Annotated in this window: 12 protein-coding genes; 1 reads left to right on the top strand and 11 read right to left on the bottom strand. The window is 74.9% G+C overall.

Features of this window, described 5'->3' with window-relative positions; translation table 11 throughout:
- Positions 1-71 precede the first annotated feature (71 nt).
- The 10 genes from secA to ACZ2G1_RS05615 form a co-directional block, all read right to left on the bottom strand.
- Positions 72-2,786: a preprotein translocase subunit SecA gene (secA, locus tag ACZ2G1_RS05570; protein WP_109222181.1), complete on the bottom strand. Its 2,715-nt coding sequence runs from the start codon at positions 2,784-2,786 to the stop codon at positions 72-74.
- A gap of 191 nt (positions 2,787-2,977) precedes the next feature.
- Entirely contained in the window at positions 2,978-3,664 is a 687-nt protein-coding gene (gene hpf / locus ACZ2G1_RS05575) for a ribosome hibernation-promoting factor, HPF/YfiA family (RefSeq protein ID WP_017833627.1), read from the bottom strand.
- A gap of 89 nt (positions 3,665-3,753) precedes the next feature.
- Positions 3,754-4,548, bottom strand: a complete 795-nt coding sequence (locus ACZ2G1_RS05580) for a ComF family protein (protein ID WP_109222101.1) — start codon at positions 4,546-4,548, stop codon at positions 3,754-3,756.
- Between the two features lie 95 nt (positions 4,549-4,643).
- On the bottom strand, positions 4,644-6,338 hold the full coding sequence (locus tag ACZ2G1_RS05585) for an LpqB family beta-propeller domain-containing protein (protein ID WP_052132959.1): 1,695 nt from the start codon (positions 6,336-6,338) through the stop codon (positions 4,644-4,646).
- Positions 6,335-8,089, bottom strand: a complete 1,755-nt coding sequence (gene mtrB / locus ACZ2G1_RS05590) for an MtrAB system histidine kinase MtrB (protein ID WP_017833624.1) — start codon at positions 8,087-8,089, stop codon at positions 6,335-6,337. The genes ACZ2G1_RS05585 and mtrB overlap by 4 nt, the downstream gene beginning before the upstream one ends.
- Entirely contained in the window at positions 8,086-8,769 is a 684-nt protein-coding gene (gene mtrA, locus ACZ2G1_RS05595) for an MtrAB system response regulator MtrA (RefSeq protein WP_017833623.1), read from the bottom strand. Before mtrA ends, mtrB begins: the two co-directional genes overlap by 4 nt.
- A gap of 184 nt (positions 8,770-8,953) precedes the next feature.
- Positions 8,954-10,006: a uroporphyrinogen decarboxylase/cobalamine-independent methonine synthase family protein gene (locus ACZ2G1_RS05600; RefSeq protein WP_017833622.1), complete on the bottom strand. Its 1,053-nt coding sequence runs from the start codon at positions 10,004-10,006 to the stop codon at positions 8,954-8,956.
- Positions 10,003-10,404 (bottom strand): chorismate mutase, encoded by a 402-nt coding sequence (locus tag ACZ2G1_RS05605; protein WP_017833621.1) that lies wholly within the window; start codon positions 10,402-10,404, stop codon positions 10,003-10,005. The genes ACZ2G1_RS05600 and ACZ2G1_RS05605 overlap by 4 nt, the downstream gene beginning before the upstream one ends.
- 10 nt (positions 10,405-10,414) lie before the next feature.
- The gene (gene mnmA / locus ACZ2G1_RS05610; protein ID WP_081615777.1) at positions 10,415-11,617 is read right to left on the bottom strand and encodes a tRNA 2-thiouridine(34) synthase MnmA; all 1,203 of its coding nucleotides are present in this window, start codon (positions 11,615-11,617) and stop codon (positions 10,415-10,417) included.
- 160 nt (positions 11,618-11,777) lie between these two features.
- Entirely contained in the window at positions 11,778-12,983 is a 1,206-nt protein-coding gene (locus tag ACZ2G1_RS05615) for a cysteine desulfurase family protein (protein ID WP_017833619.1), read from the bottom strand.
- A 58-nt stretch (positions 12,984-13,041) separates the two neighbouring features.
- On the opposite strand from ACZ2G1_RS05615, the gene ACZ2G1_RS05620 reads away from it, so the two are divergent.
- On the top strand, positions 13,042-13,509 hold the full coding sequence (locus ACZ2G1_RS05620; protein WP_017833618.1) for a tRNA (cytidine(34)-2'-O)-methyltransferase: 468 nt from the start codon (positions 13,042-13,044) through the stop codon (positions 13,507-13,509).
- A 34-nt stretch (positions 13,510-13,543) separates the two neighbouring features.
- Here the strand turns inward: ACZ2G1_RS05620 and ACZ2G1_RS05625 are convergent, their stop codons facing one another.
- Positions 13,544-15,019 carry a S1C family serine protease gene (locus ACZ2G1_RS05625; RefSeq protein WP_470377565.1) on the bottom strand — a complete coding sequence of 492 codons (1,476 nt, stop codon included), beginning with the start codon at positions 15,017-15,019 and terminating at the stop codon, positions 13,544-13,546.
- Positions 15,020-15,031: the final 12 nt, after the last annotated feature.

The raw sequence follows: 15,031 nt of genomic DNA on the forward strand, positions 1-15,031 counted from the left end.
GGCGGACCGAGTCCCCGGCAGGCTCAGCCCCCGGCGGACTCAGCCTGGGGAGGAACCTGTCCTCGGCGGGCTCAGCCCTCCGCGGACTCGGCGCTGGCGGCCCGGGCGCGGGCCCGGCGCCCGGCCCGGTTGGCGGACGCCGCGGCGGCGTCCGCGTCGTCCTCGCCGCGGCCCGCCGCGGTGGGCTCCGTGCGGGTCTGCGTGCCGCCGGTCTCAGCGGGCGCGGTGTACTGCAGGAAGCTGGGCTGGCGCGGGATCTGCAGGTCGACGGGCCCGCCGTCGGCGCCCACGCGCTGGCGGCGGATCTCCATCCGGTACAGGGTCGAGACCGTCTCCTCGCGGATCGCGCCCATCATCTCCTGGAACATCGCGTAGCCCTCGCGCTGGTACTCCACGAGCGGGTCGCGCTGGGCCATCGCCCGCAGGCCGATGCCCTCCTTGAGGTAGTCCATCTCGTAGAGGTGCTCGGGCCACTTGCGCCCGATGACCGACAGCAGCACGCGCCGCTCCAGGTTGCGCATGGCCTCCGCGCCCACCTCCTCCTCCCGCTGGTCGTAGACGAGGCGGGCGTCCGAGAGGATCTGCTCGCGCAGGAACTCCGCCGTGAGCCGCGTGCGGCCCCCGGCCTCCTCCACGACCTCGTCGACCGACAGGGTCACGGGGTAGATGGTGCGCAGGGACTCCCACAGGCCGTCGAGGTCCCAGTCCTCGGGGTGGCCGACCGCCGTGCGGTCCTGGACCGTGGAGGTGACCACCTCGTCGACGAACTGGACGATCTGCTCCTGGAGGTCGTCGCCCTCGAGGACCCGGCGGCGGTCGCGGTAGACCGCCTCGCGCTGGCGGTTGAGGACGTCGTCGTACTTGAGGACGTTCTTGCGCTGCTCGGCGTTGCGCCCCTCGACCTGGCTCTGCGCGGAGGCGATGGCGCGGGAGACGATCTTGTGCTCGAGCGCGGTGTCGTCCGGCGCCCCCGCCATGAGCCGCTGGGCGGCACCGGCGTTGAACAGCCGCATGAGGTCGTCCGCGAGGGAGAGGTAGAAGCGGGACTCGCCCGGGTCCCCCTGCCGCCCGGAGCGCCCGCGCAGCTGGTTGTCGATGCGCCGCGACTCGTGGCGCTCCGTGCCCAGGACGTAGAGACCGCCGACGTCGACCACCTCCTGGTGCTCGGCGCGGGTCTCCTCCTCGCAGCCGGCCACCACGTCCGGCCACACGCGCTCGTACTCCTCCGCGTCCCGCTGCGGGTCCAGGCCCTTCTCCCGCATCCGGTCCACGGCGTTGAACTCGGCGTTGCCGCCGAGCATGATGTCGGTGCCGCGGCCGGCCATGTTGGTGGCCACGGTCACCGCGCCCTTGCGGCCGGCCTGCGCGACGATCGCGGCCTCCCGGGCGTGGTTCTTCGCGTTGAGGACCTCGTGGCGGACGCCGCGCTGGGCGAGCAGCTTGGAGAGGTACTCGCTCTTCTCGACCGACACGGTGCCCACGAGGACCGGCTGGCCCTTCGCGTGCCGCTCCTCGATGTCCTTGACCACCGCGGCGAACTTCGCGACCTCGTTCTTGTAGACGAGGTCGGGGCGGTCGATGCGGACGAGGGGGCGGTGCGTCTCGATGGACACGACGCCCAGCCCGTAGGTGTTCATGAACTCCGCGGCCTCGGTCTCGGCGGTGCCGGTCATGCCCGCGAGCTTCTCGTAGAGGCGGAAGTAGTTCTGCAGGGTGACCGTGGCGAGGGTCTGGTTCTCCGCCTTGATCTCGACCCCCTCCTTCGCCTCGATGGCCTGGTGCATGCCCTCGTTGTAGCGTCGGCCGGCGAGGATGCGCCCGGTGTGCTCGTCGACGATCATGACCTCGCCCTTGAGCACCACGTAGTCCTTGTTGGCGCGGAAGAGCTCCTTGGCCTTGATGGCGTTGTTGAGGAAGCCGATGAGCGGGGTGTTCTGGGCCTCGTAGAGGTTGTCGATGCCGAGCCAGTCCTCGACCTTCTCGATCCCGGACTCGAGCACGCCGACGGTGCGCTTCTTCTCGTCCACCTCGTAGTCGGTGCCCGCGTCGAGCCGCTGCACGAGGCGGCCGAACTCGGTGTACCACCGGTTGGCCTCGCCGGAGGCGGGCCCGGAGATGATCAGCGGGGTGCGGGCCTCGTCGATGAGGATGGAGTCCACCTCGTCGACGATCGCGAAGCTGTGGCCGCGCTGCACGAGCTCGTCGGGGCTCCACGCCATGTTGTCGCGGAGGTAGTCGAAGCCGAACTCGTTGTTCGTCCCGTACGTGATGTCGGCGACGTACTGCTGGCGGCGGGTCGCCGGGTCCTGGTTGGCCAGCACCACGCCGGTCTCCATGCCCAGGAACCGGTAGACGCGCCCCATGAGGTTGGCCTGGTACTCGGCCAGGTAGTCGTTCACGGTGACGACGTGGACACCCTTGCCGGAGAGGGCGTTGAGGTAGGCGGGGGCCGTCGCCACGAGGGTCTTGCCCTCGCCGGTCTTCATCTCGGCGATGTTCCCGAGGTGCAGGGCGGCGCCGCCCATGAGCTGGACGTCGTAGTGGCGCTGGCCCAGGGTGCGGGACGCGGCCTCCCGGACCACGGCGAAGGCCTCGGGCAGCAGCCGGTCCAGGGACTCGCCGTCGGCGACCCGGGCGCGGAACGCGTCCGTCTCGGCGCGCAGCTCCGCGTCGCTGAGCTCCCGGAAGCCGTCCTCGAGGCTGTTGATGGCGGTCGTGTAGGACCGCAGCCTCGTCAGGACCTTCTTGTCTCCGGTCCTGAGGACTTTCTCCAGGAATGACGCCACGTGCACACGCTCCTCGTGTTCGACTGCCGTGCTGGGACTGATGGGGGGGGGTGTCCGGCACCCGCTCCAGTCTACGGGAGCCGGTGCCGGTCTCCGGGCGCGGACGAGCCCGGTGGCCGCGACCACCGGGCCCTTCCGGGGCGGGACCCGGCCGGCACCCAGCCGGGCGGGCCCGCCGTCACGGGGTGGGGTCAGCCGGCGGGCTCGGGCTGGTAGGCCCGGACGCTCTCCTCGGACTCCTCGCCGTTCTCGCTCAGGCTGATGACGCCGTAGCTCCAGCCCTTGCGGCGGTAGACCGCGGAGGGCTCGCCGGTCTCCTTGTCGACGAAGAGGTAGAAGTCGTGGCCGACGAGCTCCATGTGGTCGACGGCCTCGTCGACGCTCAGCTCGGAGGCCGGGAACCGCTTGCGCCGGATCTCGACGGGGGTGACCGCGTCGGTGAGGCTCACGCTCTGGTCGAACGCCTCCTGCTCGGCGGTCGCGAGCTCCGCGGCGGTGGTGTAGATGGGCCCGGAACTGGGGACCACGGGCAGGGCGCCGGTGGCCTCGTGAACGGCCGTGGGACGGTGGGCGCCGCGGTGCACCTTGCGGCGGTCGCGGGCCCGGCGAAGGCGCTCGAGGAGCTTGCTGTAGGCCTCGTCGAAGGCGGCGAACTTGTCGTCGCCGCGCGCCTCGGCCCGCAGGACGGGGCCGCGTCCGGAGACCGTGATCTCCACGCCCATCCCCTGGTGGCCGGGCAGCGCGTGGTCCTTGGTGACCTTGACATCAATGCGCTGGACCTTCTCGCCCAGCTCCTCGAACTTGACGACCTTCTCGGCGGCGTACTCCTTGAACCGCTCCGGTACGGCGACGTTGCGCCCCATGACGTTCAGTTCCATGATGCCCTCCAAATCTCGGGGGTGACGTGGGCGGATGGGGCCGCCCACCCGGGAGGATTGTTGCGTCCCGTGACTCAACGTTAGTTGAATCACACGGGATATTCACCCGGCCGGGCCGGACCCGAATCAGCGGTGAGCGGAACTGCCGGCGGCCGCACGGCGGCGAGCACCACCGCCCCGAGCACCTCGGCCCCGCCGGCCCGCAGTGCGCGGGCCGCCTCGCCGAGGGTCGCCCCCGTGGTGAGCACGTCGTCGACGACGACGCACCGGGCGCCGGGGGCCGCGGCGGCCCGCATGGACCCCGCGGGGCGGGCCCGCCGGCCCGCGGTGCCCAGCCGCTTCTGCGCCGGCCCGGTCAGCGAGGCCCCGGCCGCCCGGTGCCGCAGCCCGCGGCTGACGAGCGTGCCGGCAGGGAGCGCGCCGCGGCGCGCGCAGTCCTCGAGCAGCAGCCGCACGGGGTCGAACCAGCGCCGCCGCAGGGCCGCGGGGCTGGTGGGCACCGGGACGAGCAGCACGGGCCCCGCCGGCCAGCCTGGGGCGGCCGCGTGCAGGGCCGTGGCCAGGCAGGCGGCGAGCACGGGGACCAGGTCGGTGCGCCCGGTGCTCTTGAGCGCGAGCAGACAGGTGGCGAGTCCGTGGGCGTAGCGGCCGGCGGCGACGACGGACAGCGGCGGGTCGAGCAGCGGTGCGGCCGAGGACGCCTCGAAGGGGCGGGCGCAGGACCGGCGCAGCACCAGGCGGCAGGCACGGCACAGCGCGGTGCCCGGGGCGCGGCACACGGCGCACTCCACGGGCAGGAGCACCTCGGCGGCCTCGGCCAGCCGGTCGAGGGCGCGTGCGGCCGCCCGGTCGAGGGCGCGGGCGGTGGGCGGGGTCGCGGGCATGCGGCCATGCTGGCCCGTGCCGGACGGCCCGGCCGGGGTGCGGCCGAGGATCCGGACGGCCGGGGCTGTGGACCGCGGTCGGGCCCGGCGGGTGGTCAGCCGGCGAACGCCGTGTCCAGGACGTCCTCGCTCTGCGGCGCCCAGGCGTTGCCGGTGAGCATGTGCAGCGTGCCGCCGGCCACGGCGTAGACGGAGGACGTGCCGTTGCCCCCGCTGAGCCCGGTGAGGCCCTCGATGCCGGGCAGCTCGCGGAAGCGCCCGGACACGTCGTAGACGCGGGGCCGGACGGAGCCGGTGCCGCCGAGCGGGGCCGCGACGAACTCGCGGTCGCTGAGCCACAGGGCCGCGTCCGCGTCGACGTCCGCGGCCACCCGGAACGGCTCGTTGAGCCGGCGGGGCGTGCCGTCTGGCTCGCGCACCACACCGGTCAGCCAGATCTGGGAGACCCCTTCGTCCTCGGTGACGACGAGCGCCCGGGTGCCCCCGCGCGAGACCCGCAGGGACGTCACGGTCCGCGCGGCGAGCCACGAGGCCTCGACGCGGACCGGGCCCCCGGCGCCCGGGACGGCGCGCACGGCCCGGACGGTCCCGGCGGAGTCCCCGGTCCACACCCACCCGTGCTCGTCGAAGCTCGGTCGGGTCAGGCCGGTCCCGCTGAACTGCTCCACGGGCTCCTCCTCCCGCGCCACGGTCACGAGCGAGCCGGTGCCCGTGTCCACGAACGCGAAGTGCTCGGCGGCGGCGTCCATCGCGGGGCTGGACGGGTGGTGGCCGTCCAGCGGCGGGATCCCGTCCACGTTCTCGGTCTGGCCGCCCTGGTAGAACACGAGGTCGCCCTCGCGCAGCCCGACCTGGCGGGACGGGACGGTGACGTCCTGGACGGGCGCGGCGTCCGTCCACCCCGCGCCCAGCTCCACGGGCGCCCCCTCGACGAGCAGCTCCACGTCGTTCACCGCGGTCAGCGACCGGAGGCTCAGCGCGAGCTGGTCGTGCATCCGGCGGTTGATCTCGATGTTCGCCGGGTCGAACTCGGGCACGCTGAGCTCCACCGTGGCAGTGCCGTCCCGCACGGGCACCGCCGAGCGGGCGAGCGTGGTGCCCGGCGGGAACGCCGAGGTCACGGCCCCCCGGAGGTAGGGCGCGGGGCCGCCGAGCAGGGCCCGCACGATCGACGTCGAGACGGGCACCCGGTCCGGGAACCAGCGGGGGTCGACCACCACGTTGGACAGGTCCTCGTCCGCGAAGTAGAGGTGGTGGGGCTCGAAGATGTCCTCGAAGTCGGCCGGGGTGAGCGCCGTGGCGTCGGGGGCGTCGGAGATCCGCCACTGGCCGTCCACCTGGACCACGTCGAAGTCGAGCACCTCGGTGGCGCCCGCCGGCTTGCGCTCGATCACGCCGCTGCCGTCCACCACGCTGTCCACCTCGAGGTTCACCCGGTACTCGTTGTCCTCGAGCCGGGGCACGGGCACGGCGTCGCCCCGGTGCACGAGGGTGCGCGCGTCGGGGTGCCAGGTGCCCGCGAGCTCGGGGGTGAGGTACTCGCGGGCCACGGAGTAGTCGTCGGCCACGCCCGTCCCGGCCGCGAGGAAGCCCCGCACGATCTGCTCCGGCGTCGCGCCCTCGCGGGGGCCGGCCGGCTCGACGTCGTAGCTCGGCTGGACCGCGGACCGGGTGGGCTCCGCGTGCCGGTGCACGGGTCCCGTCCGGGGAATGGCTCCGCAGCCGCCGAGCGCCACGGCCGCGGCCAGGGCCAGTGCTGCCGTGCGGGTCTGCCGCCGGGTCCTGCTCATGACCGGTCCTCCTCGACGTCGGTCGGCTGGGCCGCGGCGGGGGGCGCCGGCTCCGCCGCGGCCGCGGAGGCCAGGGCCAGGGTCCCCGTCCTGGTCACCACCGCGGTCTCCGGGTACGCGTCGGCGTCGGGCGGCAGACCGAGCGGGCTCTCGTCGTCGGGCACGAGCCGCCGTCCGCGGGTCCGGGGCAGGGTGAGCCGGAAGCACGCGCCCTCCCCCGGGGCGCCCCAGACGTCGAGCCGCCCGCCGTGCAGCCGCGTGTCCTCGGTGGCGATCGCGAGGCCCAGCCCCGTCCCGCCGGTCGTGCGGGCCCGGGCCGGGTCAGCGCGCCAGAAGCGGTTGAACGCCTTGGCGGCCTCCTCCTCGGTCATCCCGATGCCGTGGTCGCGCACCGCCACCGCCGCGGCCACCTCGGAGGCCCCCACCACGATGTCGATGGGCCGGCCCTCCCCGTGCTCGAGGGCGTTGACCACGAGGTTGCGCAGGATCCGCTCGATCCGCCGCTGGTCCCCCTGGACGGTGCAGCGGGACAGCTCCGAGCGCACCCGCACCGTGGAGCCGGACGAGACGGCGAGCGGGGCGGCGGCCTCCACGACGTCGTGCACGACCGAGAACAGCTCGACGCTGGCCACCTCGAGCCGCGCCGCCCCCGCGTCGAAGCGGGAGATCTCCAGCAGGTCGGCCAGCAGGGCGTCGAAGCGGTCCACCTGGTGGTAGAGCAGCTCGGCGGAGCGCCGGTTGACGGGGTCGAAGTCCTCGCGGGCGTTGAAGAGCACCTCGGCCGCCATCCGCACCGTGGTCAGCGGGGTGCGCAGCTCGTGGGAGACGTCCGAGACGAAGGTCTGCTGCATCGAGGAGAGCTGCTCGAGCTGGGTGATCTGGTCCTGCAGGCTGTCCGCCATGCGGTTGAAGGACCGGGCGAGACGGGCGACCTCGTGCGAGCCGCTGACGGGCATCCGCACGCCCAGGTCGCCGTCCGCGAGCTGCTCGGCCACGCGGGCGGTGCTGGACACGGGGCGGACCACTTCGCGGGTGACGTACCAGACGATCGCGCCCACGAGCAGCAGCAGGACGACCACCGACAGCAGCAGCACCGCGTGCATCGCGTCGAGGGTGCGCTGCGGCTCGGAGAAGTCGTAGACGAGGTAGAGCCCGTAGCGGCTGTTCTGGTAGAGGTCCACCACCGTGCCGACGACGATGACGGGGGCCTCCTCCCCGTTCTCCGTGACCCGGACCGAGGCGGGCTGCCAGAACACGCCGTCCTGCTCCGCGAGCCGCTCCTGCAGCTCCGGCGGCACGGTGCTCGAGGTCATCCAGGGGCTCTGGCTCTGCGCCGGGATGAGGGTCTGCCCGCTCGTGAAGTCCATCGGGAGCAGGATCCAGCGCTCCGTCTCCGCGCCGTCGACCGAGAGCGAGCCGAGGGTCGAGGCCACGAGCGCCTGCAGCTCGTCGCGGTCGGAGGCGTCCGAGGCGTCGAAGCTGGCCTGCACCTGCTCGAAGTCCGCGGTGGCCGAGGCGAGGACCTGGTCCAGCCGTTCCGAGAACAGCCGGTCCGCGATCTGGTGGGAGAGGAAGCTGCCCGTGACGAAGAAGGCCAGCGCGGTCAGGGAGAGGGACACGGCGATGGCCCGGAACTGCAGGGACTGCCGCCACCGGCGGGCCAGCAGGAGCCGCCCCAGCCGCAGCCGCCGGGTCGCGGCGCCGGCCGGCCCGCGGCGCCGGGAGGAGGCGGCGGCGTCCGGCGGGGTCATCGGGCGGACGTGCCCGCCTTGTAGCCGACTCCGCGCACGGTGACCACGATCTCGGGGCTCTCCGGATCCCGCTCGATCTTGGAGCGCAGCCGCTGCACGTGGACGTTGACGAGCCGCGTGTCGGCGGCGTGCTGGTAGCCCCAGACGTCGCGGAGCAGCATCTCGCGCGAGAACACCTGGTGCGGTGCGCGCGCCAGGGCGGTGAGCAGGTCGAACTCGAGCGGGGTGAGACCGATCTCGTGGTCCCCGCGGTGCACGCTGTGCCCGCTCACGTCGATGGTGAGGTCGCCGATCCGCAGCTCCTGCGAGTTGGCGCGCTCCACGGGGCGCAGCCGGGCCTTGACCCGGGCCACGAGCTCAGCGGGCTTGAAGGGCTTGGGCACGTAGTCGTCGGCCCCGGCCTCCAGACCGCGGACCACGTCGACGGTGTCCGACTTGGCGGTGAGCATGACGACCGGGACGTCGGAGATCGTGCGGATCTCGCGGCAGACCTGGATGCCGTCCTTGCCCGGGAGCATGAGGTCGAGCAGCAGCAGGTCCGGGCGCACGGCCCGGAAGGTGTCCACGGCGGTGGCACCGTCGTAGCAGAAGACGGGCTCGAAGCCCTCCGCGGTCAGGACGATCCCGATCATCTCCGACAGGGCGGCGTCGTCGTCGACGACCAGTATTCGCGCGTTCATCGCCTCTCCGGTGGTGTGGGGCGGGCCCGCCGGGGCGGGGGCCGCCGTGGCCCGGGGCGTCCGGGGCGTCGTGGCCAGGGTGTCCTGGGCGTCGTGGTGGACCGGGGTCCACCTGCATTGTGGCCGATTGCGGCCCGCCCCGCACCTCGGCGCGGAGTGTGTCGGTCCACCGGGTGGGACGGGCTCACGCGTCGGCGGCGGTCCGGGCCAGCGCGGAGGCGGTTCCGGTGACCCGCGCGAGGACCTCGCGCAGCTCGGCGGGGCCCAGGGCGTCGAGCTCCTCGCGCGGTGTGATCCGGACCCGGTCGAGGGCGGCGGCGGGCAGCCCGAGGTCCCGCCACACGGACCACACGTCCGCGGCGAGGGCGCGGGCCGTGCCGCCGGCCGCGGGGACGAGGCCCAGCCACAGCTGCATGCCGTCCTCGACGAGCGCGGCGAGCGGCTCCCAGTCGTGGACGGTGCCGGCGGGGGCCGGGACCTGCACGGCGTCCGCGCCGGTCTCCCGGGCGAGCCGGGGGTCGACCCCGGGCGGCAGCCGCAGGGTGACGCCGGCGGCGCCGGCCGACCGGCAGGCCTCGACGACGGCGGTGAGCGAGCGCCGTGCCTCCGCGGCGGGGACCGCGCGCAGCGTCCGGTAGCCGCTCATCGTGGGCAGGCCGCCCGCGAGCACCCGGGCGAGCTCGGGCTCGTCCAGCTGGACGAGGACGTCCCGACCGGGGGCCGCGGCGCGCACCGCGCGGACGTGCTCGAGGACGCCGGAGGCCAGGGAGTCCGCGATGTCGCGGCGGGCGCCGTGGTCCTTGAGCGCCCGCTCCCCCGCGTGCAGGTGGAGCCGGGCGGCCAGGCTGAGCGGGCCGACGAGCTGGGTCTTGACCGGGGCGTCGTCGGGGCCGCTCTCGGCGCCGATCACGTCGGCGAGCACGTTGACGTCGCCGGCCAGCAGCGCCCGGGCGGACCGGGAGTCCTTGCCGGGCACCCCGGAGACGCGCAGCCCGTGGGGCTGCCGGTCCGCGTACAGGTCGTCGAGCACCGCGGCGGTGCGGGCCACGGGGTCGGCGGCCGCACCGCGGGCGGGCAGGACGGGCAGGAACGAGATGTGCGGGGCCCCGAGCTCGCCGCGCAGCAGCGTGACGGACTCGACGACGTCCGTGCCCGGCATCGCGCCGAGGGCCGTGCCCACGACGCCGGGGACGTCGGGGTCGGTGCGCCGGGGGCCGGGCGGGGCGCTGCGGGTCACGGGCGGTCGTCGTCCTGCCGCCGGTGGTCCTCGGAGAGGGCCACGTGGTGGCGGATGACCTCGCTGATGATGAAGTTCAGGAACTTCTCCGCGAACTCGGGGTCGAGCTGCGCGGAGGCCGCGAGCGCCCGGAGGCGGCCGATCTGGGCGGCCTCGCGGTCCGGGTCGCCGGCGGGCAGGCCGTGGGTCGCCTTGAGGACGCCGACGCGCTGGGTCGCCTTGAACCGCTCGGCGAGCAGGTGCACCAGGGCCGCGTCGATGTTGTCGATGGTGCCGCGGATGGACTGCAGCTCGGCGAGCACGCGGGGGTCGGCCTGCTCCTGGAGCGAGGACGCGGTGGCGTCGAAGTCCTGGTGGGCCCGGACGTCGGCGGAGGCGTGGGGGTGCGGTGCGGTCATGGCCGCCAGTCTATCGGGCGGGATCGGGCCGGCCCGCACCACCCGGGACGTCGGGGCGGGCCAGCGAGTGGGCGCGGTCGACCGTGGCCTGGCCGAGGACCCGGGTGCCCTGGTAGAGCACGACCGACTGTCCGGGAGCCACGCCGCGCATCGGCTCCTCGAGCCGGACCACGAGCTCGGGCAGCGGGCCGCCGTCCCCCTCGACGAGCTCGAGATGGGCCCGGGCGGGGACGGGGTCCCCGTGCGCCCGGACCTGGGCGAGGACGGGGAACGGGGCCGACGCCGCCCCGGCCGCGGCCCCGGGCCGCAGGAGCGGCGCCGCCTCGGGCACGGGCGCCCCGGCCCAGGAGGGGCGGATCCCGCGCAGCTCGTCGACCGCCAGCATCGCCTGCGGGCCCACCACGACCTCGTTGGTCCGCGGCCGGATCTCCAGGACGAAGCGCGGCTTGCCGTCGGGGGCCGGGGTGCCGATGCGCAGGCCCTTGCGCTGGCCCACCGTGAACGCGTTGGCGCCGGAGTGGGTGCCGACCACGTTGCCCTCGACGTCCTTGATCTCGCCCTCGGTCATCTCGATGCGCTCCGCGAGCCAACCGCGGGTGTCGCCGTCGGGGATGAAGCAGATGTCGTGGGAGTCGGGCTTGCTCGCCACGGACAGCCCGCGGCGGGCGGCCTCGGCCCGCACCTCGGCCTTGGACGGGGTGTCGGCCAGCGGGAGCAGCACGTGCTCGAGCTGCTCGGCCGTGAGGACGCCGAGGACGTAGGACTGATCCTTCGCCCAGTCCGCCGCGCGGTGCAGCTCCCGGCCGCCGGCGGGGTCCTCGACCACCTTGGCGTAGTGCCCGGTGCACACGGCGTCGAAGCCCAGGGCGAGGGCCTTCTCGAGCAGGGCGGCGAACTTGATCTTCTCGTTGCACCGCAGGCACGGGTTGGGCGTGCGTCCGGCCGCGTACTCCGCGACGAAGTCGTCGACGACGTCGGCCTGGAAGCGCTCGGAGAAGTCCCACACGTAGTACGGGATGCCCAGGACGTCGGCGGCGCGCCAGGCGTCCCGGGAGTCCTCGATCGTGCAGCAGCCCCGGGAACCGGTGCGCAGGGTGCCGGGCGTGCGCGAGAGGGCCAGGTGCACGCCCGTCACGTCGTGGCCGGCGTCGACGGCGCGGGCCGCCGCCACGGCCGAGTCGACGCCGCCGCTCATGGCTGCCAGTACTCGCACGGTGAGATCGTCTCCAGGGGTCGGGGTCGGGGTCCGTGGCGTCAACGGTGCGGGGCCGGCCGGTATTCCCCGGCCCCGCACCGGCGGGTCCCGCGGTCCCCGCCGGTGCGGGATCGGAGCGGCGCGGGATCGGACCGGCGCGGGGTCGACCGGTGCGGGCTCAGACGGGCGCCGCGCCGGAGAGCCCGGCGCGCAGTGCCCGCCGGTGGACCTCGGGCAGCGCGGCGAGCAGGGCGTCGACGTCGGCGCCCGTGCTCGTGCGGCCCAGGCTGAAGCGCTGCGCACCGCGCGCGGTGGCCTCGTCCAGGCCCATGGCCAGCAGGACGGAGGACGCGCGGGGCACCCCGGCGTGGCAGGCCGAGCCGGTGGAGGAGGCGATCCCGGCGCCGTCCAGCAGGAACAGGAGGGAGTCGCCCTCGCACCCGGGGAAGGTGAAGTGGGCGTTGCCGGGCAGCCGGGCGCCCGTGTGCTCCCGGTCCTCCGGTCCGCGCAGCACGGCGTCCGGCACGATCCGGCGCACGCCCTCCACCAGCCGGTCGCGCAGGCCCGCGAGCCGCTCCTGCTCGGTCTCCCGCTCCGCGGCGGCCTCACGGGCCGCCACCCCGAAGCCGGCGAGCGCGGCGGCGTCGAGGGTGCCGGAGCGCACCGTGCGCTCCTGCCCGCCCCCGTGCTGGACGGGCGCCAGCCCCACCGTGCGCCCGGCCACGAGGGCCCCGGCACCCACCGGTCCGCCCACCTTGTGGGCCGAGACGGCCAGCGTGGTGAGCCCGGGCAGGTGCGCGTCGACGGGCAGCGCGCCGAAGGCCTGCACGGCGTCGCAGTGGAAGGGGACCCCGAACTCCTCCGCGAGGGCGGCGATCTCCGCGACGGGCTGGACGGTGCCCACCTCGTTGTTGGCCCACATGACGGCCAGCAGCGCGGTGGCGCCCGGGTCGCGGGCCAGTTCCTCCCTCACGGCGGCCGGGTCCACGCGGCCGGCCGCGTCGACGGGCAGCCAGACGGCCTCGGCGCCCTCGTGGGCGGCCAGCCACTCGACGGTGTCGGACACCGCGGCGTGCTCCACCGCGGAGACGAGGACGCGGCGGCGGCGGGGGTCCTGCTCGCGCCGGTGCCGGTACAGGCCCTGGACGGCCAGGTTGTCGGCCTCGGTGCCCCCGGAGGTGAAGACCACCTCGACGGGCTCCGCGCCCAGGGCCGCGGCGACGTCCTCGCGGGCCTGCTCGACGACGGCGCGCGCCGCGCGGCCGGGGCGGTGCAGCGAGGACGGGTTGCCGCCGCGGGCCAGCTGCTCGGCGACCGCGGCGAGCGCGGAGGGCCGGAGGGGCGCGGTGGCGGCGTGGTCGAGGTAGGCGGGCTCGTGCGGCACGGACTCCAGTCTAGGGCCCCGGCCCGGGCGTGCGTCCGGCGTCCGTAGACTGGCGGTCATGCTCCGCATCCTCTTCCACACCCCCGAGATCCCGGGCAACACCGGCAACGCGATCCGCCTCGCCGCGGTCACCGGGGCCGAGCTGCACCTCGTGGAGCCGCTGGGCTTCGACTTCGGCTCCGCGCACCTGCGCCGGGCCGGCCTCGACTACCACGACCTCGCGGTGCTGACCGTCCACCCGGACCTGGACGCGGCCTGGGCCGCCCTGGCCCCGGAACGGGTCTGGGCGTTCACCACCGACGGCGAGGTCTCGCACACGGACGTGGCCTACCGCCCCGGGGACGTGCTGCTGTTCGGACCCGAGTCGGTGGGCCTGCCCGCCGCGGTGAAGGCTGACCCGCACGTCACCGCGCGGGTCCGCATCCCCATGCTGCCGGCCCGGAGGTCGCTGAACCTCGCGAACTCGGCGTCCATCGCCGTCTACGAGGCCTGGCGCCAGCTGGGCTTCGCGGGCGCCGGGAGCTAGCCCCGGCGACCGGCTACCCGCCGGGGCCCGCCGCTCACTGCTGCTCCTCGGCGTCCCCGACCGTCACGTCCGCGGTGCGCTCCTCGCCGTCCCGCACGAACGTCATCGTCCCGGTCCCACCGGCGGGCAGCTCGCGCACGGCCGCCGTCAGGGAGCTCGCGTCCTGGATGCGGTGGCCGTCGAACTCCGTGATCACGTCGCCCACCTCCAGTCCGGCCTCGTCGGCCGGCGAGCCGGGCACGACCTGCTCCACCGCGGCGCCGTCGGAGAAGGCCCGGCTCCGGCCGTCCGCGCCCGGGGCGGCGCTCACGCTCGTGCCGAGGTAGCCGTGCGTGGCCCGGCCGTTGTTGATGATCTCCACGGCCACCCGCTGGGCGGTGTCGACGGGGATCGAGAAGCCCACGCCGATGTTGCCGGCCTCCGTGCCGGAACCGGCCGAGGCGATGGCCACGTTGATCCCGATCACCTCGCCGTCCGTGTCGATCAGCGGCCCGCCGGAGTTGCCGGGGTTGATGGCCGCGTCGGTCTGGATCACGTTGAGGAACACCGACGGCGAGGATCCCTGCGAGCGGCCGCCGGAGCCGCCGTCCTCGTCGGGGAAGTTGAAGAAGAAGTCGTTGCCGCCGCCCTGCTCCTCGCCATCGCCGTCGCCCTCCGACGGCGTGGACGGCGCGGCGGAGGAGGCCACCGTGATGGTCCGGTTGAGGGTGGAGACGATCCCGTCGGTCACCGTGCCCGCGAGGCCCAGCGGCGCGCCGATCGCGATGGCCGTGTCGCCCACGTTCACGTCGTCCAGGGAGCCCAGGGTCGCCGGGGTCAGCCCCTGGGCGTCGACCTTGAGCACCGCGAGGTCGGACAGCGGGTCGGTGCCGACCACCTCGGCCGGCAGCACCCTGCCGTCGTCGAGCTGCACCTCGAGGGAGGGGCTGCTCGTGGTCCCGTCGAGGGTCACCACGTGCGTGTTGGTGAGGATGTGGCCCTCGTCGTCGATGATCACCCCCGAGCCGGAGCCGTTCTGACCGCCGCCGGACGCGGAGATCGTCACCACGGACGGGGACGCCTTCACGGCCGCCGCGGTGACCGCGTTCACCTCGTCCTGGTCGTTGACGATGACCGAGCTGGACGTCGACCCGCCCGCCGCCGGTGCCGCGCCGCCGCCGTCCAGCAGGGCGTCCGTCCCGACGGCCGCCCCCGCCCCCACCAGTGCGGCCAGGACCATGCCCGTCACGAGCGATCCCCCCGAGAAGCGCCGCCGCTCCCGGCGGCCCCCGGTGCCGCTCCCGGTGCCGTTCCCCCACGGGTGCCGGGCGGCGGGGTCCCCGGCGCCCTGCCACGCCCCGGCGTAGGGGCCCGCGTCCTGGCCGCCGGCCTGCGGTGCCCCGTGGCCGGCGCGCGCGTCCTGCTCGGCGCCGGACGCCCACGGGTCGTGGGCCGGACGGCCGTAGACGGGCGGGAGGGGCTGTGTGAGCTGTGGATCGGCACCGTACCGCGGGTCGCGGGGCTCGGACATGGGGGTCTCCTC

The organism is Kocuria sp. KKT182, assembly GCF_055635395.1.